This is a genomic window from Sutcliffiella horikoshii, from assembly GCF_021991925.1.
In the GTDB taxonomy this organism is placed as follows: Bacteria; Bacillota; Bacilli; order Bacillales; family Bacillaceae_I; genus Sutcliffiella_A; species Sutcliffiella_A horikoshii_F.
This window is the reverse complement of the sequence record NZ_RXZI01000001.1, coordinates 1,081,554-1,105,767: the sequence shown is the minus strand read 5'-3', so window position 1 is coordinate 1,105,767 and position 24,214 is coordinate 1,081,554. Positions and strand designations below refer to the sequence as shown.

Below are 24,214 nucleotides of genomic sequence, written 5' to 3'. Positions count from 1 at the left end.
CAATCTCAACCGAAAATCACCCTCGAAATTGTCTTCATACACCCGATGAAGACAATCTCAACCGAAATCCACCTTCGAGATTGTCTTCATACACCCGATGAAGACAATCTCAACCGAAAATCACCCTCGAAATTGTCTTCATACACCCGATGAAGACAATCTCAACCGAAAATCACCCTCGAAATTGTCTTCATACACCCGATGAAGACAATCTCAACCGAAATCCACCTTCGAGATTGTCTTCATACACCCGATGAAGACAATCTCAACCGAAAATCACCCTCGAAATTGTCTTCATACAGCCGAGAAAGTCACCTACACTAGCCGCGATATAGAACGAAGGATACGCAATAGCTATTTCGTATGACTTTGTCAACAGTCTTAGACCGCTACTTTTGTAGCGGTCTTCTCCGTATAGTACAATGTTAGTATCTTAGATGAGAGGTGACTGTGCATGTGTGGAAGGTTTTCCTTGACCACGGAGCTTCATAAACTGGAAGAACGCTTCTTTCTGGAGAATGCAAAGGACCTGAATTATCAAATCAGCTACAACATAGCACCTGGGCAACAAATACTGACCATTATAGAAGGATCCATCAAAAATAGGGCAGGTTATCTTCATTGGGGGTTGGTACCAAGCTTTGCTAAAGATAGGAAAATTGGCTATAAAATGATTAACGCCCGTTCGGAAACGCTTCATGAGAAAGTAAGCTTTAGCAGGTTACTGGAAAGAAGAAGATGCCTAATACCTGCAGATGGTTTTTTTGAATGGAAAAAGATTGGCCGGGATAAGCAACCGGTGAGATTTACCTTAAAGCATGAAGAGCCTTTCGCTTTTGCAGGGTTATGGGATCGCTGGGTGCATGGTGAGGAAGAAGTGGTAAGCTGTACGCTAATTACAACCAAGCCAAACGGGCTTGTAAAAGATGTACATGACAGGATGCCAGTCATTGTAAAAAAGGAACACGAACAAACTTGGTTATCCAGAAAAGAGCAAGATGTAAAATTCTTGACTTCCTTTTTACAGCCTTATGAAGAAAGTAACATGCAGGCTTATGAAGTATCATCGATTGTCAACTCGCCAAAGAACAATGGACCAGAATGTTTACAAAAAGTCTAAAAATGTTTCATTTTGTCTAATGAATCTTGACACTTCTGAAAAAATTTAGGGTATAATAATGCTAAACGGGTGAAAAAAGAGGATTGATATTTTGCTATGGAAAAGCCTAGAGTTCACGGTTAAAGAGGGACAGAAGGTAAAAGTCATTGAAATTCCAGTATTGGAGGACGATAGCACATATCATTTTTTAGTCAGGGTCAAACTGGAAACATTTGTGAGGGTTATTCTATCTGAATCAGATCCAAAGCAAATCTATTCCTTCAAAGAGTATTTACGTACAGTATTGAAGTGGCCAGTTTATTGCGATGTCGTTAAAACAGATATTTTAAAAAATAATGCTTAAATATTGGTATATGTGATAATATTAATACAGGGCGAAGGCCCTGTATTTTTTTTGGTTTGTGTCAAGTTTATGAAAATAATGCTACGCTACATGGAAGTTGTCCCGATTAGGTTTCAACAACCATGATTGGAAGGTATAATGATACATAAGGATATAATTGGGGAAGTGAATTCGATGACAAATGTTAAAGTAGTGACCGACTCAACCATTGATATTGATCAGTCAATAATTGATGAGCTAGAAATAGAAATAGTGCCGCTATCCATTACAATTGATGGAGAATCCTACATAGATAGATTTGGAATAAAGCCGGATGAATTTATGGACAAGATGAAAGGTTCCGTTGAATTACCGAAAAGTTCCCAGCCAGCAGTGGGTACTTTTGTCGATGTTTACAACCGCCTAGGCGAGGATGGGAGCGAAATTCTTTCCATACATATGACAGGTGGTATGAGTGGGACAGTTGGTTCCGCCGAAAGCGCTGCAAGCATAAGTGACGCCAATGTCACAGTGGTGGATTCTCGTTTCATTTCCTTTGCTCTATCTTTTCAAGTTGTTGCTGCGGCCAAAATGGCCAAAGAAGGTAAATCAATGCAGGAGATTTTGAACAAGCTTGACCAAATCCGTTCAAACACAGATCTATTCATAATGGTCGACACGTTGGATAATTTGGTTAAGGGAGGAAGAATAGGAAGAGGGAAAGCTCTTATCGGTTCTTTATTGAATATCAAACCAATTGCTTCTTTGGCTGATGGGGTATATACACCTGTTACGAAGGCTAGAAGCTATTCACAAGTAATCAAGTTTTATACCAAGCAATTCAAAGAAGACATTGAAGGGAAAATAGTAAAAGGCGTCGGAATAGCGCACGCTGGTTCCCTTAAACAAGCAGAAGCATTGAAAGCATCCTTATATGAGGTTTCAGGATTTACAGATATTCAGATATCCTATACGACTCCAGTAATATCCACCCATACAGGGCCGGGTGCATTGGCATTCATGTATTACGTAGAATAGAAAATAAATAGTCCAACCAAAAGCCTTTCCACTAACATGGAAAGGCTTAGCTTGTAGAAGAATTAAATTTTATAACAGTTTTAAAGTTGATCGTAGTGGAAGGCGCGAAGACTCCAACGGGAGGAAGGGACAGGGAAGACCCCGCAGGGCGTTAGCCCGAGGAGGCTTCCGGACCGCCCTACGGATAAGCGAAGCGCCTGGAACGTAGATCAACAGTTAAATGCAAATCTAAAGATAATTAGGGTTTGTAAACAGTCTGAGCCTTTCCACTAACATGGAAAGGCTTTTTGTTTTTTAACTATTCATTAATGGAGGTCTTTCAACTTCCTTTTGGTGGTTCGGGGGTTGGAGTCGGTGTGGAGAATCCTTCTTTATATGCATTATCAATCATGTCCCTGATCTCCTCAACACTTTTCCCTTTGCTGTATTCCATGACAGAAGTTGCTGCAATTTCCAAGCATACACCACATTTGGTGCCATGATCATCCCATACTAACGGACCATCTTCGGTATTTTCATATACAAAGCAGTCATAACTGCTTTTATGGCCGGCAGATGTACCACATCCACAATAGCAAGGTATATGCTCTAGTACTTCTTTATGCTTTGCCGCAGCTGTATAGATCAGTTGCATATCCTCTGGCTTGTCCGATAAGAAGGAGGGGAGTTCATCAACAGATGCTGTCTCTTCTCGGATATCCCCTTGGAAAAATGAAGGTTTTTCATGATGTTTATGTTGTTCAGCATCACTTGTCTGCTTATCTTCTGTTTGTGTACTGGAGCATCCTACAGTGAATACCATGATGCAGCTTAACGTAACTGCCAATCTTTTCATATTTAACACCTCGTTCACATAAACTGTACCTATATAATATAACATATGGATGCAATATCGTTTTCAACACTATTGTGAACAAGAAGCAAAAAAACACCGGTAAAGAGCCGTAACCCCGACTATTTACCGGCAAAAGTGCTCAAGATCTTACCAAAATAAAAGTCCGCCTAAAACGACACCGGTGACAAATGCCAGAGGAACTGCTACTGGGTTGTACCCGTAACCACCGTAATATCTACCACCCCAATATCCCATTCCAAATCCACCAAACCTATTTCTCCCTGTTGGTTGGATGTAAACATGACTAGGTGATACTCTTACAATTCTCCCATGATGAGAAGCGCCGTCCCGACATCTGACTGTTACCATTTGTCCCTGGTAGCGGCAACATTGATGATAAATTTGTGACATATTTCCTTCCTCCTATCCTATTAATCAATATTAGACTATTCGTTTGTTTACTTACTTGCCTGTATGTTTGTCTTGGTTTGTCTATTGAGAACCAAAAATTGTAGTACGGAAAGAAGGTTGGATGTAAATGACTAGAAAGGTCCTTTTGTTCGCTGATTTTGGGATAGACGATATAATGGCTATCATTTATGCGTACAATGAGAAAAATGTGGATGTTATAGGTGTTGTCGCTGAATATGGAAACGTAGATAAAAGAACCGCAATAAGGAATGCCCGTTATATTCAGAGGAACACAGGAAGGTATGATGTACCACTTATTGGTGGAGCGGAAAGATCTATGATAGGGGATCCGCCAATTTACTATCCTGAGGTTCATGGACCGGAAGGGTTTGGGGGATATGTACTAGCGGAGGACTTTGAAGAAGCGGATAATGTTTTTGAAAACTTCCATCAGATTTATGACCTTATAGAAAAATATGAAGATGAAATAACTATTGTATGCGTAGGGAGATTGACATCACTGGCAACCTCCTTCATCCTCTATCCTGAGACGGTTGCAAAGGTAAAAGAGATTTTCATTATGGGTGGTACGTTCAATTTTCCGGGTAACGTCACACCTGTTGCTGAAGCGAACATTTTTGGGGACCCATATGCGGCGAATATTGTATTCAATTATGCGCAAAAACTGACTATTTTTCCACTGAATGTAACACAGCAAGCTATATTAACAGCTGAGATGGTCAACTATATCGATAAAGTCAATAGAGAAAAGAATAATCCCTTAGGTATGATCATCAAACCGATGATGGATTATTATTGGCAATTTTATAAATCTCAGATACCTAACATACCTGGAGCGCCATTACACGATGTGGTGACTCTATGGGGGGTATTTAATGAGGATGACATACAGTATGAAATAAAACCGGTCAGAATTGTAACATCTGGTGGTGCTGCATTCGGTCAAACCATCGGAGATTTTCGTAATTTTGTACAATTAGCGGAGTATCCTATCCATAGAATAGCCATGGAATTCAACTACACGGCGTTTATTAATCGAGTATTAGAAGTGTTGACAGAGGAGCTCATCAATAACAATAATCAGAACTTATAGAGAAAGGCTTTAATTTTGCTTCACAACATTCATAAAATAAGTAAGATTGGCCACCCTACTACTGAATGGCGGAAAATGGAAGGGTGTTGGTGGTGAAGGAGAAAAGTCTTTCTACCTATAATATAGAAGAGATAAAAGACAACCTTAAAAATACCTTTCAAAATAGTCCCGATCTTCACTTTTATGAATTGAAGAGAAAGAAGTCCCCTTTACTTTTTATTTATTTAAAGAACCTCGTGGACTTCCAAACATTGAATACAACCATTTTACCTGCAATTCTCGAGTTTCCTGAGGAAGAGGTATTACAGTTGGAAGAGGTTATTTATAAGTTACCCTCTACACAATCAATTTTGACGAGTGAAATAAGTGAAGCGATAAATAATCTTCTGGAAGGCCATTTGTTATTATTCAGTCCAGGGGCTGAAAAAGGTATCTTAATTAATATCGCAAAGAAAGTGGAACGGGGTCTCGAAAAGGCTGAAACAGAATCCCTTGTTTTCGGTCCGAAAATTTCCTTTACGGAATCTCTTAATACTAATATAAGCATCATAAGACAAAATATATTGTCCGAGGATCTTTGCACCGAAAAACTTGGGGTCGGCAACAAGAATGAAACCGAGGTACGGCTTGTTTACTTGAAAGAAAAGGCAGATGAGGAAATAGTACAATCAATCAAGGAAAAAATTAATTCCCTTGATGTGGACGATATCTTAGATACGTCTGTATTGGCACAACTGATTGAAGATAACAGCTATTCTATCTTTCCTCAATATGTTCAAACAGAACTTCCTGATAGGGTGACATATAGTGTGGAAAGGGGTATGGTTGCCGTTTTTGTAGATAGAAGCCCTATGGTCCTGTTGGGACCTGCATCCCTCTTTAACTTTTTTGAATCCACAGAAGATGTTTATATGCGCTGGAATATGGGAAGCTTTATAAGGTTTTTGCGTTATGTAACCATGTTTCTGTCTGTTATCCTTACCCCTGCATATGTTGCCATCATCACTTATCATTATGAGATGATACCATCAACGTTATTGGTATCCCTTGGAGAATCGCGTTCGAAAGTGCCATTTACTCCTATCTTTGAAGCTTTGTTGCTTGAAGTGATGATTGAATTATTACGTGAAGCCGGAGCAAGGCTACCAACAAAGGTCGGTCAGACAATGGGTATTGTTGGAGGGATTGTACTTGGACAAGCTGCAGTCGAAGCAGGCTTCACCAGTAATATCCTGATTATTGTCGTTGCCTTAAGTGCGCTTGGTTCTTTTACGGCACCGAGCTATCTGATGGGGACAGCAGTAAGGATTACCCGATTTCCGATATTAATCCTTGCAGGTATCTGGGGAGGGATTGGTATAAGTTTCGGGCTTTGTTTTCTCCTCATTCATCTAATCCGACTAACGAGTGTGGGGAAACCATATTTGCAACCTGTCTATCCATTAGATTTTAAAAATGCTACCAACACCATATTACGCGTACCTGTAAACTTGATCAGGTCGAACCCCAAGAAGGAAAGCTTTTTTTCCTTTAAAAAATACGCAACAAAAGACATAGACGAATAAGGTGGGAACCATGAAAACCCGCATAAACAAAAAAATGATGTTTTCTGCTTTTTTAGTATTTTTCATTGTCCACACGAATCAGGTCGGCGTTGGAATAGCAGGTGTACAACGTATCATCTTTATGGAATCGAAACAGGATGCATGGCTTTCTATTATTATCAGCTACTTAGGGATGGCACTTGTCGTTTCAGCTATGTGCTATATTCTCCATTCCTTTAAAGATATGGATTTATTTCAGATACACAATGAAATATTTGGAAGAATAATTGGAACACTATTAAATTTGATTATTATAATTTATATAATCGGTGGACTGTTCTCCATCCTATTGAATTATACAGAAATTATCCAGGCTTGGATTTTTCCGGACTTGGAAACATGGGCAATCATATCACTCCTTCTACTGATTTCCATGTATGGTGTATTTGGAGGAATAAAAACAATTGTTGGAGTAAGTTTTTTAGGTTTTTTTCTGACTATATGGCTAATTTTTATGCTTGTGGTCCCTTTCCGTTACATCGATTGGACGAACTTTCTTCCAGTACTAGAAGCAACCCCAAAAGAACTTTTTAATGGAGCAATAAAAACGTCCTATACGGTACTTGGACTTGAAATGTTGTATTTTACCTATCCTTACATAAGAAATAAGGAGAAAGTTCAACTGTATGCTCAATTGGGAGTATTTTTCACATTTTTGCTTATCTTTTCTGTCACTTTCGTAGCGATTGGATATTATAGTGGAGAACAATTAGAGAAGACCATTTGGGCCACCCTCTCCATGTTTAAAATTGTGCAATTTCCTAACTTGGAAAGATTCGAATTTTTGGCAGTTTCCTTATGGTTGGTCATTATTCTTCCCAATACATTGTTTATGTTATGGGCTGCATCAAAAGGTCTAAAGAGAATATTTCATTTTAAACAGAAGTTTTTTGTGTTTTTTATTAGTGGTTTGGTTTTTAGCTTGAGTTTCTTCATCAATAAAAGAGCATATATTAATCAACTCGTAGATTGGGTTGGTTGGTATGGATTATATGTGGTTTTCTTATATACTCTGATTCTTAGCGTAGTCATCTTCATCAGGAACCGCTTTATCACAAGGAGTGGGAGTGCATGAAATATGTCTTATGGATTATAACGATAATCCTTCTTTGTGGCTGTGCCTCACAAAAACACCTGGAGGAATTAGGTCTTATAACTGCAATTGGGTATGATCAAATGGAAGATAAACTGATGGGCTCGATTGTATATTATGAATTTGACCCCCTCCATCCTAATAACACGAAAATGGTCACTTCTATTGCAAATACGAGTAAAGGTATACGCCAAAAAGAGAACCTTTCGTCCAGCAGGAAGCTCGTTTCCGGACAGTTAAGGGTGGCTATTTATGGAAGGGAACTTGCCGAAGCAGGAATCATTTCCGTCATCGATACACTTTCCCGTGACGCAGAGGTGGGAACAATGTCTTATTTAGCTGTAAGCAACATAGCTGCTCACGATCTTCTATCCCGTTCGCAAGAGTCAAGTGATGTCACAAATGCAGGTACATACCTTTACAATCTTATTGGACAAAATGTGGAGGCAGACTCCTTGATTTCACCTACCTTACATGAGTTCATGCAGTGCTATTACAGCGAGGGTCGTGATCCGGTTCTCCCACTGCTTAATTTTACCGATGATACCATAGTTATAGAAGGGATGGCACTTTTTAAGGATGACAAGGTCATAGGAGAAATAGATACAAAATCTGCATTCTACTTAAAATTACTGCAGGGTCGCTATGAAACGGGAAGTGTAGAAATAGAACTACCTAAAGGACAGATTGAAAAACACATTATGAGTAAAAATAATAAGGCCGAAGAAGAAGTATATGTGTCTTTAGACCATCTTAGAAGTAAAACGCATATTAAGTTATCGGAAACGGAAAAGCCTTCCTTCCATATAAACGCCAAAGTGGTAACGAGGATGCAGGAGATCACGGTGGATTACGATTTAGGAAACCCTGAGGCAATAAAAAAGATAGAGGAAGCAATTGCTTTGGAAATGGAGAAGAAACTCAAAGAAGTAATCGTACAAAGCAGGGACCTTGGTGCAGATCCAGTAGGCTTTGGGAATATTTATCGTGCAGAAGTTGGCTATAAGGCGTTTAGTAAAAAGGAATGGAGAGATTTATATAAACAAGCTGGTTTTGACATAAACATTGATGTGGAAATTCTACGAACAGGTGTAATGGACTAAAGGGAGAAGAACTCCCTTTTTTTATTTGTCCTTGAAACTTTTTCCTTTGGGTAAACGTCTTAGATATAGTTACATAAAAAGAGAGACAGTAGACGTATAGGGGGAAGAAAAAGTGAGAGTAAAGGCGATAGTGAAACACTGTTTGTTGCTGATTTGTTTGAGTCTATTCATATTTCCGACTTTATCAGAAGCAGCAGCAAATCTAGAAGTAAAAGTAGAATATGGAGTGGACAATAAAGTTCAAATGGGGAAGGGTCATCCAATCAGAATGGAAGTGACCAACAAAGGCGATGCAGTAAAAGGGGATATGGTTGTTTTTTCAAGTCCTACATACAATATGGCGGGAAGTTATGTCATTCCTATTGAATTGGAAGCAGGCTCCTCAAAAACAGTAGAACTATCAGTCAAAGGGACTTCCGACCACTTTTCCTATGGATACTCTGGTACCAAAAATAATTTCGTCAGTTTCTTTGAAGGTGGCGTAGAAAAAGGCAAGGAAATTAAATTATCTGGTAATGTCAACTCCCAACCGAGATATATTGGGGACAACCGGGTTGTGGTGGGTGTTCTAAGCAACAACCACGATGCCATGAACTTTTTGAAACTTTTTAAATATCAATCTGAAAGTATGGAGCTTCTAAACGTAAACAACGAAAACATTTCAAATGAGTCATTTGGCCTTGAAATGTTTGATGTGATATTGGTACATGATTTTCCATTGTCGACCTTGACCGCTGTACAGCAACAGGCAATTAGGGATTGGGTCCACAATGGCGGATCATTAATGTTTGATACGAAAGTTGGGATTGCCCAGGACCTTGGGGAACTTCAAGATTTACAGTTGTTAGCACCCAAAACCGAAACCACCATCTCAAAATTGAACCAAGAAAGTAGCTTTCCAGATTTACCGATTTTCACTGGAGATATATTACGAGAAGATGCTGTGGTGATCACAAAGGACAAAGATATTCCGATAACCCTACTATCCAAAGTGGGGACTGGTACTGTAACACAAATAACTGGTAATTTATCTTCTCCGTTATGGGGGGAATGGAAAGAGGGGAATACTTGGTGGTCAAGTGTGCTTCAGAAAGCTACGACGAAAACACCGAACTATTACAAGGCACCTCCTATGGAGGAACTCTCGCATCAACTAAGCCCGATTGGAGAAGCGTTTCCTGGGTCCATTGTTTCGGTACCGTTGTTGATCGGTGCATTTATCATCTATTTGATTCTATTGATACCTGTACTGTATTTTATCCTGAAAAGGACCGACAAGCGTGAGCAAGCTTGGTGGATCATTCCCACTGCTGCCATCTTCACGAGCATTGTTGTATTTGGTATTGGGGCAAAAGATAGAATATCGGGAACACAGGTAAATGAAGCAAGTATTCTTATTTTGGATAATCAGATGGAAACGGTTAGTGGATATGGAGTCGCTAGCATTTTAACTAATAGTGGTGGTAACTATAAGATGGAAACGAACAATCACGCAACACTCTTTCCGGTGATGTATGGATATAATGATAATTTTGACATCATGAGAAAGTATGCATTTATCAATTCCACATCTAAAGGAACGAATATTATGTTCAATGATGTTGAGTATTGGTCTACCCGTACAAGTCTTGGTAATATATCTGACTTGCAAGTAGGTAAAATAGGGTATGAAATGTCCGTGAACAATGGAAAGGTATCAGGGATGGTATCCAATCAGATGATATATGAACTTAAAGATGCGTTTCTATTATCAGGAAGAAATGCCGAACCACTTGGTGATATCAAGGCAGGAGAAACGATAAATGTTGAGTATGAATTAACAGGGGGGAATATCGCTAATGCTATCACTGCCCCTAATAATACATCTGCATCAAAAGCATTTCCAAATTTCACAAGCTATTATCATCATGGACCAGGAACGAATCAGATAGAAAAACATGAACTAGAAGATTATAAGAGGTTTCAGATGTTGGATCTTTTACTAAATCGCAAGGACATTTTTCTAACGGAAGATCAACCAATAATAGTGGGATACCTAACAGAAGCATTGATGGAAGCGAAAGTGGATGGGAAATCAGCGAATTCGAATGCCTCCCACCTTGTAGTGCTTCCTGTTGATATTAACCATGCTGGTGGTGGAAGCTTCAGCTTTACAGAAGAACATCTTTTACCAAGTTTAGCAGTCTCGGAAAGTGCTTCCGGGATGATTCATCATAACGGACTCGATTTCGGCGAGCCCTATGTATACTTAGGCCCGGGGACATATGATTTTACTTATACCCTGCCAGAGATGATAGATCAATCAACAGACACAATCAATGAAGTGAAAGTTAAATTACGTTCTAGAAACAGCAATCAGGAGTATTATATCCTCAATCAGAAAAAGGCAGAACTGGAGCCACTGGAGAATAAAGCTTCCATAACGATAGAGGGGAATCTTGCAGACTATATTAGCGAGCAGGGGACCTTGGTTGTTACCGTAAAAGTTTTAGATAATATGGATAGCGATATTCAAGTGCCGGGAATCCAGATAGAGGGAGAGTTAAAAGAATGATAGAAACCATTAATCTTACAAAAAAATATGGAAAATTCACAGCATTGGATTCCTTGAATTTGAAGGTTGAAAAAGGAACTGTTTTTGGGTTTGTCGGTCATAATGGAGCAGGAAAATCTACGACATTCTCCATCCTGTCCACCTTGCTCGCGCCAACATCCGGGACAGCTTTTGTGAACGGGTATGATGTTAGCAAAAACCCTAAGATGGTTCGTAAATTCATAGGATATATGCCAGACTTCTTTGGTGTTTATGACCAATTCAAAACAGATGAATATCTGGATTTCTATGGCGCAAGTTACGGTATTCCATTACAGGAAAGACAGAAGCTAATCCCACAGCTTTTGGAGCTCGTGAACCTGACGGATAAAAAAGATGCCTATGTAGATGTCTTATCAAGGGGGATGAAGCAACGCTTATGCCTAGCAAGGGCATTGATACATGATCCGGAAGTCTTGATTTTGGATGAGCCGGCATCAGGCCTTGATCCAAGGGCAAGAATCGAGATGAGGGAGATCTTAAGAGAACTGAAGAGCATGGGGAAAACGATCATGATTTCTTCTCACATACTGCCAGAACTTGCGGAAATGTGTGATGAAATTGGTGTCATTAATGGTGGGAAGCTTGTCGCTACTGGACGGGTGGAGGAAATCCATCAACAGTTGCAGGCAAATAAAGTATTAAAGGTCTTGATTCTTCAAGACATAGAAAAAGCAATTCGTTTTTTTGAGGATGTGCCAAGCATCTCAAATATCCAGGTCAGTGAGCAAAGAGAGAACCTGATTTCTTTCTCCTTTGAGGGTTCGGATAAAGAGCAAGTAGCTTTACTAAAGGATGCATTGGATTCAGGAGTCATGATTCTAAGCCTTAGCCAGGAAGAATCGAACCTTGAAGACATCTTCTTAGAAATTACAAAGGGTGTGGAATAATGAAGGCGCAATTAATCAACCCCATGTTAAATAAGGAATTCAAGCTACGTTTCAGAAGTTTCAAAAGTTTTCTTGGTATTCTTTTCTACCTTGGAGTACTTGGCTTGATTGCATTGTTTTATATCTATATGGAAACCCGTTATAACACCATGGGGATGTTCCGGGCAGAAAATAGTAGAAATATGTTCATGATCTTGGCGTTTGTCCAGCTTGCCTTAATCTTCTTTATGACCCCAGGACTCACAGCTGGAATCATCAGTAGTGAAAGAGAAAAGCAAACCTTGAATATCCTGTTGACCACCCAGCAGTCTTCCACAAGTATCATTGTAAGCAAGCTGGTCTCGTCACTTTCATTTTTATTATTGATTGTCATCTCCAGCTTGCCATTGTATAGCATTGTGTTCTTGTTTGGGGGGATCTCTCCAAAGCTTTTACTGATGACATTTGGAGTCTATCTCCTCTCGATGGCTACACTCGGAAGTATCGGGGTTTTCTTCTCCACACTGATCAGAAAAACAATCGTTGCGATGGTATGTACGTACGGGGTTGCTTTTTTCCTTGCAGCAGGTACAGCCATCATAACCATGTTCACGATAAGCTTTACACAATACGGAGCAACTGGCCCTCAGACCAATCCAATACCATATTTTATTGCGATGTTTAATCCATTTGGTGTCATGTTGGCACTGTTTGAACCTGCAGCTGCAATGGAATTGAAAACTCTCACAGGAATTGAAACACACTTAGGTATTGGACTGGTTTGTACGTATATCATTATTTCCATCACCTTGATTTTGCTTAGTATAAGAAAGTTACGCCCCAATATGAAATCACGTAAAGGGTAGATGAATATGAAAGAAAACGATCAAATTGTCAGATTTCTTCACTCAATCAGAAAGAAACTAAGGATTCAAAGGCTATCCAAACATGCGCAGTATGCTTTATTTTCATTCTGTGCGAGCTTTTTGAGCGTACTTATAGTAGCAAGGTTCGTAGTAACCCCGTATATGCTTGAAAAGGCTGTTTGGATAGGAGCAGCAGTCTTTATAGCCGTATTCGCACTCTATTGGAAAAACAGGCCATCTACTTGGGATGCAGCAAGATTTTCCGATCAATACTTAGAAGAAGACAGACTCACCACTTCACTCGATTACGTGGAGGATTCTTCCTTACTGGCACAATTACAGCGGAACGAGGCATTAAAGCATTTGAAGAAAAAGGAACATCAAATAAAAGAAGCAAAGCTTAGGCATCTTATACCTAGACTGCTCGTACTGACATTCCTGACGACAAGTGTAGCTGTCCTGTTAATCCTGTTCCCAAATAGTAAGATGCAGGAAGCCCAGGCGGTAGAAGCAGAAAGGGAGATTGTGGAAGAGACTTTAAAGGAAGTGAAAAAAGACACAAAGAACCTTCAGGAAAAACAAGGCTTGAAGGAAGAGCTGGAAGACCTTAAAGAACTACAAGAGAATAAAGAGGCAGATGAATTGCTGAAGGAGCTTATGGAAAAGGAGAACAGGTTGGACGAACAGCTGAAAGAGCTTCAAGAAAAAGAATCTGCACTTAAAGAACTGGCAAAAGATCAACCAGAAAACTCTATGGCAAATCTTGCATTGAATCGAAAAAATGAAGAACTTGAAAAGCTACTGAATGAAATGAAAAATAAAATTGGCACTTTGACCGATGAAGAAAAGGAAGAGCTTTCTGAGCTTTCAAAAAGTCTTCTCGATCAAGAAGAAACAAACTTGAATGAAATGTCCGATGAGGAACTGGAGGCTTTGCTGGAACAACTTGAGGAAATGCTTCAAGATATTGCGGCACTACCAGATATGGAGGCATTAAAGAATGCACTCCAATCAGCTGCGACAAACCAATACGGAAAAATGTCACAGGCTGGTATGAACCCCTCTAAACTGACGTTATCTAATTCAAACAATCCTTCTTCCAACCAAACCGCTCAAGGTCAAAGTCAGGGGCAAAGCCAAAGTCAAGGTCAAGGTCAGGGGCAAGGCCAAGGTCAGGGTCAAGGGCAAGGCCAAGGTCAGGGTCAAGGGCAAGGCCAAGGTCAGGGTCAAGGGCAAGGTCAAGGTCAAGGTCAGGGTCAAGGGCAAGGCCAAGGTGGCGGTGGTCTTGGTGCAGGTGTTGGTGTAGGTGATCAGACCTTTACCGTTCCATCCAACCTACAAAGTGACATTCATAATGAAACGGATGGTGGCCCTACCGGGGAAGGGCAATCTGAATATGAAGATGCTCCCGACTCCCCAACGCTAAAAGGGGAAGCAAGACCTTACGGAGAAGTGTTTTCTACGTATGAAAAATCCTACAGGGAATCTTTGGATAGAATGCAATTGCCATCTCGATTAGAAAACATCGTCAAACAATATTTTAGTGAAGTGGATCCGAAGGGAGCAGATTAAGTGATCAGTTTGGAAGAGAAAGAAAAGGAACTGAAATATTATCAAGATACATTGCAAGAAGTGAAACAGGAAATCGGAAAAGTGATTGTTGGACAGGAGGAAGTGATTGAACAACTGATTTGGGCCATGGTATCAGACGGCCATGCCTTGCTCGAAGGGATGCCAGGTGTGGGTAAAACCATGCTTATTCGCACCATATCAGAAGTTTTAAGCTTTGATTTTTCAAGAATCCAGTTTACTCCTGACTTGATGCCTTCCGATATTACCGGTACGAAAATGATTGAGATACATGATAACGGGAAGCAATCCTTCGTGTTCCATGAAGGGCCAATTTTTTCAAATATAGTCCTAGCGGATGAAATAAACCGTGCAACACCAAAAACACAGAGTTCCCTTTTAGAAGCGATGGCAGAGAAGACTGTTACCATCATGGGTGAAACAAGAAAGGTTTCATCTCCATTCTTCGTACTTGCAACACAGAATCCAATTGATATGGAAGGGACCTATCCGCTACCAGAAGCACAGATGGACCGTTTTCTGTTGAAAATTAACATGGGCTATCCGAAAAAGGAAGAATTATATGAAATTATTAAAAGAACGACAGGAACGGAAACCTATCATGTTCAAAAGCTCTTAAATACAGAGAAGATGCAAAAAATCCAATTGGCAGTAAAGGAAATTCTGGTTTCACAGGAGTTGCTTGACTATACGGTCCAGCTCATCATGGCAACCCATCCAGAAGAAGAACATGCAAGTGAGCTCGTTAAGAAGTATGTCCGATACGGTGTAGGTCCACGTGGAGTCCAAAGTTTAATAAAGGTGGCAAAAGCAAGGGCATTCTGCTCAGGGCGCTTTCATGTATCAAAAGGTGATATCAAGCAAGCTGCCATACCAGTCCTTCGACACAGGCTGTTTATGAATTTCGAAGGGGAAGCTTCTGGAATAAAGGAAGATATTATTTTAGAAGATGTGATCCAGCACATTGATAAAGCGTTGAACATAAGGTAGATGCCATGTTGAATTCTACGCTAACCAAGCAGCTCCAAACTTATACACTCCAAGCAGGCAAGCTCAAGAGAAGCTGGCATAAAGGAACCAGGAAGTCGACAAGGTATGGCGCCTCCCATGATTTTTCCGATTACCGGATGTATGAGCAGGGAGACGACTTAAGGCAAGTGGATTGGAACATATTTGCCCGCACCCAAAAGCATTATATTAAACGGTATCTAGATGAACAGGAGTTGTCTGCATCCATTTATCTGGATTGTACAAACTCCATGGCCAGTTCCCCTGAAAAATGGAAACTTGCCAAAACACTTGCAGCCTCATTTGCTTATTTAGGACTAAGTCAGGATGACCGCATATCAATCATTGATGTGCATGGAGAACAGCCTCCTTACTTATATCGAAAAGGGAAAGGGCATCTCTTTCAGATGATGCAATATGTAGAGGAAATAAATGCAAAGGAATCATCCTTATTATTCTCAGAAGCCACTTTAGAACATGTCCAAAGGAAAAGCAGTGTATCGATTGTTATCAGTGACTTAATGGAACCCATTGACTCGGTTTTACACACCTTAAAAATCATCCAAGCCAACCGACAGCAAATCTATCTGTTGCAAGTCTTGGAAGAGGATGAATTAAATCCAAGTTTTGATGGGGACTTTATGCTGATTGACAGCGAAACCAACCAGGAAGTAAATGTGACAGTTTCCGAATTTACTAGAAAGAATTATAAAGAAAAAATGCAACAAAGGATGGAAATGCTAGAGGGTTTCTGTTTTGAAAGGGGAATCTCCTATCTTGTGTGCAGCACAGCAGAGAAAGTGGAAGACATTTTATTCAAAAGGATGACCTCTAAAGGTTGGATTAGGTGATGGGTATGGGTTTTACGGCACCAATATATTTTGTGTTCAGTGCATTTTTACTTTTAGTTATCTTGATGTATTTTTTTAGGAAGCAATATGAAAAGAAAGCAATCCCCTCAGTATTATTATGGCAAGAATGGATGAACGAATTTGAAGCCCAGGCTTGGTGGAGAAAGCTGCAGCACCATCTCCTTTTATACCTACAGCTACTGGCACTGTCATTCCTTATTTTCACTTTAGCGCAACCATACTTTAACAAGGAAGGCATAAAGGGAAATCATATCATTTTCATAATGGATACATCAGGTTCCATGACCGCCTTGGAAGGGGAGAAAACTCGACTGGTATTGGCCAAGGAGAAAGTGGTTCAAACACTGGATAAAATTGACAATCAAGACTTGACAGTTATCGTGGCAAAGGAATCTCCAGAAATTCTAATAGAAAGGTCCACTTCGAAAAAGCAAGTGTTACAACTTGTGGAAGGGTTAGAAACGTCATACGCCTCTCCTAACTTGATAGATTCCATCAATATGGCCAAAAGCCTATTGGGGGATGAAAAAGGAAACATACAACTTATGACCGATAATTTTTCCAAGGACAATAGTTTGGAGTTTCATCCAAATACAGCTTTTTTTGCGCATAATATAGGTAGTTCCCATAAGAATTTGGCTGTGGAAATGTTTGGGGTTGCACTACGTGAAGATTATGTAATCGGAGTAGTAAACGTAAAGAATGAAGGGGAAGAATCAAGGGAAATAAAACTAGACATATTTAACGATCAGGATGAAGTGATACAACAAGTTTCTGAAACGGTGGAAGGTAATCAGATTAAAACCATTCACCTTGATAAGCTCCCTATATCGCCAAGTTATAAAGCTATAGTTAGTGGAGACAATCAGTATATGTTGGATAATGAGCAAATCGCTTATCTGGGACGACAACAAGACCCTACTATATATATCCATAAAGACATACATCCTTTTGCAAGAAAGGCCGTTGAAATTGCTAGTACCAACGTCATCCATCTGGGTTCTGGGTCAGATGAAGATGATAGTTTCGAAGGGGTTCATCTTGTTCAAGGAGGATCAAGAAGCGACTGGCCATCTGGTCCAAAGCTTGTGTTTCTGTCCGGGCAAGATGGTGAAAAAGAGGTGGATCTTTCAGGTAAGATAACGGCGAATATGGCCGATCCGTTGATGCAATCAGTTGAAATGGAAAAGGTATATGTGGAAAAGAGTTTTTCATCAGAGGAATTTTCTTCATTGGACGTGGTTGCTAGCAGAGGGGGAACACCATTGATCCTATCGGGAACATATGAAGGTGATCCAGTTATTGTGGTGACCTTTGAGCTTGGTTCCAGTGACTGGCCGCTCCACCCAGGCTTTCCCTTATTTATGTTCCATTCCATCCAGGAATTGACCCAGAGTCGCAGTATGTTGGGTTATTTTTATCCTGGTCAGACCATGGACTATTTCCCGGCTTCTGATGTAAAAAAGGCGGAAATCATTGATAAGAATGATAAGGTGGTTTTCTCAACAGAATCATTTGATCAGCCAATTGACCTTCCCTTAAAACCGGGTTCTTACACACTCAGAGAGATAAAGGATCAAACAGAGGCAAGGAAGAGCTTTTATATTCTGTTAGAGGATGAAGAAAAGTCAATTCAAACAGAAGATAGCTTTACTGTATCGGCGGTTCCTTCTATCGATCAAGGAGAGGAAACAACAACCAGCAAGGACATCTCTTATCTGTTTCTAATACTTGCTCTAATCGTACTTTTGGTAGAATGGGAGGTTTATAGACGTGGAATTTCAAATTGAACACCCTCTCATGCTTTTATTTCTTATCCCGGTACTATACAGCTTGGTCCTGTTTTGGCGTAAAAAGAAAAAGAAACAGAAAAAAGAGTATGTCATTTTCTCCTTGCGAAGCATCATCTATTTAATGCTTATACTTGGTTTATGCATGCCTTCTCTTCTTTCCCCTGTAAAAGGAACGCATACCGTTTTTCTTGTCGACCAGTCAGATAGTGTGAAAAGGGTGGAAAGCGAAATCCTATCCTCCATTAACGAGGCGATCAAACAAAAGAAAGAAGAGGACAGTTATAGCATAGTCACTTTTTCGGAAAAGCCTAAATTGGAACGATCTTTTACTAATCAGCAAGAGACCGTTCAGCAGATTTCCATAAATGATAGTCCACAATTCACTAATATGGAAGAGGGCTTGAAGTTTGCAGCAAATTATATTCCAGAAGATCGTAAAGGCAGAATCGTTTTATTGACGGATGGAGTAGAAACAAACGGGAATAGTGCCAAACAATCCACATTCTTTTCGGGGAGAAATTTAGAATTGGATGCAATGGCTTTCCAACCACCCTTCGTGGAGGATGTATCCTTACAATCTTTCCATACTCCGCAATCAAGCTTTGAAGGAGAGGCGGTTCCATTTCTTGTCGGCCTTGAAGCCAATGTGGACACGACTGCCACTTTGCATATCACCCAGAATAACGAAACGTTGATTAAAGAAGAAATTATCGTGTCAAAAGGGACGAATAACTATTCTTATTCCATTCCTCTGGCAGACCCAGGTTTGTACACGTTCAAAGCAGAAATTTTCCCGAGTCAAGATAAAATTGTGGAAAATAACATCTCTCATTCTTTAACACAGGTTTCAGGTCAACCTAAAATTCTTATGGTGGACCAAGATGGTGCGGGTGATAATGTGTTCCGCGCGTTGGATGCAAGCGGCTGGAAGGTGGATCGCATCCACCCAAGCCTGTTGCCGACGACACTTAGTGGATTTTTGGCTTATGAAAGCATCATTTTTCATAACGTTTCAGGTCATCTTTTAAGTGGCACACAAATGGAACTCATTGAAACAGCGGTCAGGGATTTTGGTGTCGGTTTTACGATGACAGGAGGCAATGAATCATATGGTCTTGGTGGTTATTTCCAAACCCCAATAGAGAAAATCCTTCCGGTTGATATGGATGTGAAAGGAAAGAAGGAAATACCTTCTCTTGGATTAATCATCGTCCTGGACCGTTCGGGAAGTATGATGGGGGAAAAATTTGAATTGGCTAAAGAAGCAGCAGCGAGGTCCGTGGAATTATTAAAGGAAGAGGATACATTTGGTTTTATAGCCTTTGATACAGAGCCTTGGACAGTCGTGGAGACGCAACCGATTAAGAATAAAGAGGAGGTCATTGAAACGATTCGTTCAACAGCTTTGGGAGGGGGAACGGATATTTTCCCTGCACTAAATCAGGCTTATGAGCAGTTGAACGAAATGGAGCTGAAAAGAAAGCATATTATCCTCTTAACGGACGGACAATCCAATGATGGACCTTACGAGGAAATCATTGAAGAAGGTTTAACGAACAATGTTACTTTATCCACTGTGGCAATTGGTGGGGATGCTGATACTTCCTTGCTGGAAGAATTGGCAGAAATGGGAACAGGGAGATTTTATGAGGTCTATGAAGCAAGCTCTGTCCCAAGTATTCTTTCAAGGGAAACAGCTCTCACTACAAAAACATATATAGAAGATAATCCACATGTACCGACCGTTTTTGCAGGATACGATTGGTCCAAAAGGTTTGAAAATGGCATACCGTTTCTCAATACTTATATTGCCACTACCTTGAAATCTCGGGCTGAGCAAATCATATCCAGTGAAAAAGAGGATCCGATCCTCGCCCGAATGAATTATGGTCTCGGTAGAACAATTGCTTGGACTTCAGATGTTTCGGGTGCATGGAGTGGAGGTTTTCCATCATGGGATGAATGGACGGCTTTCTGGAACGAAATGGTGACATGGTCCTTGCCATCCTATGAGCAGGGGGCATATGACATCTCCACGTCTGTAAATGGTGGGAGGGCCTCCATACAAGTGGAGGCAATTGATGATATGTTAAAACCAGTTACAATTTCGGTCTCAAACAATAAAGGGCAAATTATAGAAGATGCTAAAAGTAAGATGGTGGGACCTGGCCAATATGAAGTCGAATTTTCAGCCATACCTGACATCTACTTCCTCAATATTACGCAAGAAGAGGAAGGGGAGGTCGTTTCCACGTTTACTAGTGGTATGGTTGTCCCTTTTTCAACAGAGTTTGAACAAAGGCCGGTTAATATGGATCTACTAGAAACCATTACAGCAAATCAGAATGGTAAGATAGTAAAAGATCCAAAGGAAGTGTTCCGTCCGTACCATAAGAATGTCTATCAGTCTCAAACGGTATGGCTTCCATTTATCATTATTGCTTTCTTCTTACTGATTTTGGAGATATTCATAAGAAGGTTCGGTTTGAGTCCATTTGGATCCTGGAACAAGAAGAAAGGGGAAAAGGCTGAAGTAGATAAAAAATGGAAGGCACCAGTAATTCAAAGGAAAACGGTGAAACCTAAAGCTAAACAGACTGCAAATAGGGAAGAGCCGAAAGTTGAAAAGCTTAAAGAATTTAAGCCACCAGAAGAAAAAGAACAAACTCCTAAAGAAACAAAAGCTACAGAAGACCGGATGAATCAATTATTGAAAGCGAAAAACAGGAAACGAAGATAAGACAAAGGGGCTGACATATAAAGTCAGCCTCTTTGCTTTTTTCTTTGAATAGGGTATTTTAACATGGAAAGCCAGTTGAAAATGAAAGTTGCAGAAATATTTCTCTGACCTTTGTGTAAAAAGAAAAAGCATAGAATGGCTTGTATGAAACAAAGTCCGGAAGATAATCCAAAAATGGTGGGTACAGAAAAATCCATGAAATATCCAAATACGATAGGGCCTAAAGCAATCCCAACAAATCTGACTGATCCATAAAGGGCAGTTACAAAGCCCCTCGCCTTTTTTTCGCCGGAATTGGTGATGATGGCATTCATACAGGGAAGTATGATTCCTATAGATGTACTGATAAGGGATATTATTATGATATCCCACCATAGATTGCTAAAGAATAACAACCCAAGAAGGAAGCCCGCAAGTAAAAGGAAATTTATGATTATTATTGCATTTATATAGTCAACAAATTTGCTGATGGCGGTACCGGTTAGGAAGGAAGCAATCGTCAAGAACAAAAGTGGAAACGATAAGAGGAGACCATTCAGGAAACCATGGGTCTCAAATCTGTTTTCTAACATATCAGAAGAATAGAACAAAAGACCGAAAAGAAGAAAAAGGCAAAGGGCTCCAGCACTGTAGCTTGTAAATAAATTAAATTTATTCTTCCTCAGAACTTCTGAAAGATGTCTAACATAACTTTTAAAGTTCACTTGTTCAGGAGGGCGCTCTCCTTTTTCCACAAATTTATAGAACAGAACTAATAAAATGCCGCATGCAACCGGAAATGCGAAGAATACATAATGCCACATTATTAAGGCGATAAATGCCCCAATCAGTGGCGAAACGACTTTCCCCAGGCTATTGGTTGTCTCCATGAGACTTAGAACCTTCAACTGTTTCTTACCTGAAAACAAATCTGCCACGATTGCCATTGCAATCGGAGCTGTTCCTGCAGATCCGACCCCTTGAAGGACCCTACCCACCATAATTCCTTCGAATGCATAATCCGATCCTACAATGGAAGCAACCCCAGATATTAACCCTCCTATTCCATAAAGCATAAGCGAGGTTATAATAACATCTTTCCTTGAAAATCTATCGGACAGGTATCCTATGAGTGGGATGGTGATGGCCCCTGCAATAGAGAAAATGGATAAGATGAAACTCGCCTGTACTTGGGTTAGTTGGAGATCGTGGCGTATTTCAGGTAGCACGGGAATAAGCATGGAGTTTCCTAATACAAGGATGAAAGAGGTAGATGTGAGGGAGATAATCTTGATTGACTCAGACTCTGGTTGCATAACCTGTTCCCTTCTACATATAAAATGTGTTTATTTTATGAATTTCTGCCGGAGTTACTTTCAACTTAGTATCAGAAGTGATACGATTTGATTGGAAAATGGAAAAAAAATTAGATGGAATAAGGTGAAGCTCTTGCTGAACAATTGTAAAATAGTATTAATCGGTCTTTGCGCTGTAATACTTGCAGCATGCGGTGGCAATTCGGAAATACCAGATACAACAAACTGGGAACTGGCTGACTTTCAATTCATCAACCAAGAAAATGAACAGGTTGGTTTGGAGGACTTGAAGGGTGAGATAACAGTAGCCAATCTCATTTTTACAAATTGCACCACTGTTTGTTCTCCCATGACTGCCAATATGGCAAGGCTACAACGGATGGCCGAAGAAGAAAAACTGAATGTTCAATTTTTGTCCTTCTCGGTCGACCCAGAAGTTGATAATCCGGAAGTGCTCAAAGAGTTTGGCGAGAACTTTCAAGCAGATTTCACGAATTGGGACTTCCTTACAGGTTATTCCCAAAAAGAGATAGAAAAGTTTGGCCAAGAGAACTTCAAAACAATCATCGCTAAACCGAAAAACGGTGGGGAAGTTGTCCACGGAACTAGTTTCTATTTAATCGATCAAGAAGGAACTATCATAAAAAATTACAATGGACTTGATGTCCCTTATGAAGAAATACTAGAACATATTGAAATCCTTCAACAACAACAATAGAACCGGATCACTCTTGATTTTTCAAGAGTGATCCGGTTGTTTCATTTCCTTACCCGTATCGCGGCTGGCATGCAGGCCATCTGTAACAATAACATGGAGTTCCTTAGAAAATAGTTCTCTGGAAATCTCCTCGTTGCAGGCTAGAATTTCTTTTTCATTTCTCTGTTTCTCCATTGTTTCTGCTCCTTTTACATATTCCAATTTTAGCAAGTAACCTTAAGGTTTTGAAAAATATACTGGAGTATGTTATAAAAAATATACTGTCTTCATTCTAAAGAACTACAATTGCATCCTTAACAAATAAGGAGAATGTATAATGAATAAATTCTGGAAAATTGCCCTATTGGGCTTCCTGGTAATTAGTATGGTTAGTTGCTCTTCAGAAAATTCATCCAGTTACGTGCTGGAAAAAGCGAAAGAACGCAGAGAGAGTCAAAACGAAAAACCGCTTTTTAGAGATTTTTTTAAAAAAGAGGAAACTACTGAAAATCAGAATAAAATCATAAACATTGAAGAAAAAGAAGAGGTAACGGAGGAATTTTTTGATCGTTCCTTCAAGTTGGTGTTCTTCGGCGACTCCCTGACCCAAGGGGTAGGCGACAAGTCCGAAAATGGAGGCTTTACATCAAGCGTGCAGGAATTTTATGAGAACAAACCTTATATTGATAATGCTAGTGTCACCAATCTCGGAGTAAGAGGGAACCGTACCAATCACCTGTTAAAAAGATTGGAGGATCCTGAAGTCCAGGAGGCATTGGCAGAGGCTGATGTAATCTTTATGACTGTTGGCGGAAATGACCTGATGAAGGTCATAAGAGAAAACTTCCTGGACTTGAACTTTTCCCTTTTTGATAAAGAACAGAAACTTTACGCGGAGAGGCTTGACAGTGTTCTAGGTGAGATTAGAAAGCACAATGAAAGCAGTAGGATATACCTTGTGGGACTGTTCAATCCCTTTTACCAATTCTTTCAAGAGATAGAGGAGATGAATGAGGTCGTTACCAACTGGAATGCCACCACAATTTCGGTTTTAGATGAATATCCGAACACCGCATATGTACCGATCCAAGATATATTCATTGATCCAAAAGAGAATCTGCTGGACGATGATCAGTTTCATCCTAATGAAAAAGGGTATCAATTAATAGGAAATAATATTATCGAAGAAATAAAACGTTTTAATGAAGAAAGTACGGCAGATGAAATGTTAGAAGAAGAATAGTGGAGAGG

21 protein-coding genes are annotated in these 24,214 nt (G+C 40.0%); 17 read left to right on the top strand and 4 right to left on the bottom strand.

Annotated elements, in window-relative coordinates; genetic code table 11:
• Positions 1-454: 454 nt before the first annotated feature.
• The 3 genes from EKQ44_RS05435 (at position 455) to EKQ44_RS05425 (ending at position 2,480) form a co-directional block, all read left to right on the top strand.
• Positions 455-1,120, top strand: coding sequence for an SOS response-associated peptidase (locus tag EKQ44_RS05435; protein ID WP_237662517.1), 666 nt, complete (start codon positions 455-457; stop codon positions 1,118-1,120).
• Between the two features lie 91 nt (positions 1,121-1,211).
• On the top strand, positions 1,212-1,463 hold the full coding sequence (locus tag EKQ44_RS05430) for a DUF2535 family protein (protein ID WP_237662516.1): 252 nt from the start codon (positions 1,212-1,214) through the stop codon (positions 1,461-1,463).
• A gap of 174 nt (positions 1,464-1,637) precedes the next feature.
• On the top strand, positions 1,638-2,480 hold the full coding sequence (locus EKQ44_RS05425) for a DegV family protein (protein ID WP_237662515.1): 843 nt from the start codon (positions 1,638-1,640) through the stop codon (positions 2,478-2,480).
• 319 nt (positions 2,481-2,799) lie between these two features.
• On the opposite strand, the gene EKQ44_RS05420 is transcribed toward EKQ44_RS05425, so the two are convergent.
• The gene (locus EKQ44_RS05420; protein ID WP_237662514.1) at positions 2,800-3,315 is read right to left on the bottom strand and encodes a PCYCGC domain-containing protein; all 516 of its coding nucleotides are present in this window, start codon (positions 3,313-3,315) and stop codon (positions 2,800-2,802) included.
• 147 nt (positions 3,316-3,462) lie between these two features.
• Positions 3,463-3,726, bottom strand: coding sequence for a hypothetical protein (locus EKQ44_RS05415; RefSeq protein ID WP_237662513.1), 264 nt, complete (start codon positions 3,724-3,726; stop codon positions 3,463-3,465).
• Positions 3,727-3,853: 127 nt separating this feature from the next.
• On the opposite strand from EKQ44_RS05415, the gene EKQ44_RS05410 reads away from it, so the two are divergent.
• From EKQ44_RS05410 to EKQ44_RS05355, 12 genes are all read left to right on the top strand, one after another.
• On the top strand, positions 3,854-4,840 hold the full coding sequence (locus EKQ44_RS05410; protein ID WP_237662512.1) for a nucleoside hydrolase: 987 nt from the start codon (positions 3,854-3,856) through the stop codon (positions 4,838-4,840).
• Positions 4,841-4,932: 92 nt separating this feature from the next.
• Positions 4,933-6,405, top strand: a complete 1,473-nt coding sequence (locus tag EKQ44_RS05405; protein WP_237662511.1) for a spore germination protein — start codon at positions 4,933-4,935, stop codon at positions 6,403-6,405.
• A 10-nt stretch (positions 6,406-6,415) separates the two neighbouring features.
• Entirely contained in the window at positions 6,416-7,519 is a 1,104-nt protein-coding gene (locus tag EKQ44_RS05400; RefSeq protein WP_237662510.1) for a GerAB/ArcD/ProY family transporter, read from the top strand.
• Positions 7,516-8,640, top strand: coding sequence for a Ger(x)C family spore germination protein (locus tag EKQ44_RS05395; protein ID WP_237662509.1), 1,125 nt, complete (start codon positions 7,516-7,518; stop codon positions 8,638-8,640). The genes EKQ44_RS05400 and EKQ44_RS05395 overlap by 4 nt, the downstream gene beginning before the upstream one ends.
• Before the next feature lie 112 nt (positions 8,641-8,752).
• Positions 8,753-11,194: a hypothetical protein gene (locus EKQ44_RS05390; protein ID WP_237662508.1), complete on the top strand. Its 2,442-nt coding sequence runs from the start codon at positions 8,753-8,755 to the stop codon at positions 11,192-11,194.
• Positions 11,191-12,123 carry an ABC transporter ATP-binding protein gene (locus EKQ44_RS05385; protein ID WP_237662507.1) on the top strand — a complete coding sequence of 311 codons (933 nt, stop codon included), beginning with the start codon at positions 11,191-11,193 and terminating at the stop codon, positions 12,121-12,123. The genes EKQ44_RS05390 and EKQ44_RS05385 overlap by 4 nt, the downstream gene beginning before the upstream one ends.
• Entirely contained in the window at positions 12,123-12,968 is an 846-nt protein-coding gene (locus EKQ44_RS05380) for an ABC transporter permease (protein ID WP_237662506.1), read from the top strand. The genes EKQ44_RS05385 and EKQ44_RS05380 overlap by 1 nt, the downstream gene beginning before the upstream one ends.
• Before the next feature lie 6 nt (positions 12,969-12,974).
• On the top strand, positions 12,975-14,540 hold the full coding sequence (locus EKQ44_RS05375; protein ID WP_237662505.1) for an AAA family ATPase: 1,566 nt from the start codon (positions 12,975-12,977) through the stop codon (positions 14,538-14,540).
• Entirely contained in the window at positions 14,541-15,548 is a 1,008-nt protein-coding gene (locus EKQ44_RS05370) for an AAA family ATPase (protein ID WP_237662504.1), read from the top strand.
• A gap of 5 nt (positions 15,549-15,553) precedes the next feature.
• Entirely contained in the window at positions 15,554-16,417 is an 864-nt protein-coding gene (locus EKQ44_RS05365; RefSeq protein ID WP_237662503.1) for a DUF58 domain-containing protein, read from the top strand.
• Positions 16,417-18,228, top strand: coding sequence for a vWA domain-containing protein (locus tag EKQ44_RS05360; RefSeq protein ID WP_237662502.1), 1,812 nt, complete (start codon positions 16,417-16,419; stop codon positions 18,226-18,228). The genes EKQ44_RS05365 and EKQ44_RS05360 overlap by 1 nt, the downstream gene beginning before the upstream one ends.
• Positions 18,212-20,971 (top strand): VWA domain-containing protein, encoded by a 2,760-nt coding sequence (locus EKQ44_RS05355; protein WP_237662501.1) that lies wholly within the window; start codon positions 18,212-18,214, stop codon positions 20,969-20,971. The genes EKQ44_RS05360 and EKQ44_RS05355 overlap by 17 nt, the downstream gene beginning before the upstream one ends.
• Positions 20,972-20,994: 23 nt before the next feature.
• Here EKQ44_RS05355 and EKQ44_RS05350 read toward each other — a convergent pair whose 3' ends face one another.
• Positions 20,995-22,266 carry an MFS transporter gene (locus tag EKQ44_RS05350; protein ID WP_237662500.1) on the bottom strand — a complete coding sequence of 424 codons (1,272 nt, stop codon included), beginning with the start codon at positions 22,264-22,266 and terminating at the stop codon, positions 20,995-20,997.
• A 136-nt stretch (positions 22,267-22,402) separates the two neighbouring features.
• Between EKQ44_RS05350 and EKQ44_RS05345 the strand changes: the two genes are divergently transcribed.
• Positions 22,403-22,984 (top strand): SCO family protein, encoded by a 582-nt coding sequence (locus EKQ44_RS05345; RefSeq protein ID WP_414491249.1) that lies wholly within the window; start codon positions 22,403-22,405, stop codon positions 22,982-22,984.
• Between the two features lie 21 nt (positions 22,985-23,005).
• On the opposite strand, the gene EKQ44_RS05340 is transcribed toward EKQ44_RS05345, so the two are convergent.
• Positions 23,006-23,158, bottom strand: coding sequence for a hypothetical protein (locus tag EKQ44_RS05340; protein ID WP_237662498.1), 153 nt, complete (start codon positions 23,156-23,158; stop codon positions 23,006-23,008).
• 142 nt (positions 23,159-23,300) lie between these two features.
• Between EKQ44_RS05340 and EKQ44_RS05335 the strand changes: the two genes are divergently transcribed.
• The gene (locus EKQ44_RS05335) at positions 23,301-24,206 is read left to right on the top strand and encodes an SGNH/GDSL hydrolase family protein (RefSeq protein ID WP_237662497.1); all 906 of its coding nucleotides are present in this window, start codon (positions 23,301-23,303) and stop codon (positions 24,204-24,206) included.
• Positions 24,207-24,214 lie beyond the last annotated feature (8 nt).

Coding starts and splice junctions, on each gene's coding strand:
- EKQ44_RS05435 (WP_237662517.1), top strand. CDS start 455: ATGTGTGGAAGGTTTTCCTTGACCACGGAGCTTCATAAACTGGAAGAA.
- EKQ44_RS05425 (WP_237662515.1), top strand. CDS start 1,638: ATGACAAATGTTAAAGTAGTGACCGACTCAACCATTGATATTGATCAG.
- EKQ44_RS05420 (WP_237662514.1), bottom strand. CDS start 3,315: ATGAAAAGATTGGCAGTTACGTTAAGCTGCATCATGGTATTCACTGTA.
- EKQ44_RS05415 (WP_237662513.1), bottom strand. CDS start 3,726: ATGTCACAAATTTATCATCAATGTTGCCGCTACCAGGGACAAATGGTA.
- EKQ44_RS05410 (WP_237662512.1), top strand. CDS start 3,854: ATGACTAGAAAGGTCCTTTTGTTCGCTGATTTTGGGATAGACGATATA.
- EKQ44_RS05400 (WP_237662510.1), top strand. CDS start 6,416: ATGAAAACCCGCATAAACAAAAAAATGATGTTTTCTGCTTTTTTAGTA.
- EKQ44_RS05395 (WP_237662509.1), top strand. CDS start 7,516: ATGAAATATGTCTTATGGATTATAACGATAATCCTTCTTTGTGGCTGT.
- EKQ44_RS05385 (WP_237662507.1), top strand. CDS start 11,191: ATGATAGAAACCATTAATCTTACAAAAAAATATGGAAAATTCACAGCA.
- EKQ44_RS05380 (WP_237662506.1), top strand. CDS start 12,123: ATGAAGGCGCAATTAATCAACCCCATGTTAAATAAGGAATTCAAGCTA.
- EKQ44_RS05375 (WP_237662505.1), top strand. CDS start 12,975: ATGAAAGAAAACGATCAAATTGTCAGATTTCTTCACTCAATCAGAAAG.
- EKQ44_RS05365 (WP_237662503.1), top strand. CDS start 15,554: ATGTTGAATTCTACGCTAACCAAGCAGCTCCAAACTTATACACTCCAA.
- EKQ44_RS05360 (WP_237662502.1), top strand. CDS start 16,417: ATGGGTATGGGTTTTACGGCACCAATATATTTTGTGTTCAGTGCATTT.
- EKQ44_RS05350 (WP_237662500.1), bottom strand. CDS start 22,266: ATGCAACCAGAGTCTGAGTCAATCAAGATTATCTCCCTCACATCTACC.
- EKQ44_RS05340 (WP_237662498.1), bottom strand. CDS start 23,158: ATGGAGAAACAGAGAAATGAAAAAGAAATTCTAGCCTGCAACGAGGAG.
- EKQ44_RS05335 (WP_237662497.1), top strand. CDS start 23,301: ATGAATAAATTCTGGAAAATTGCCCTATTGGGCTTCCTGGTAATTAGT.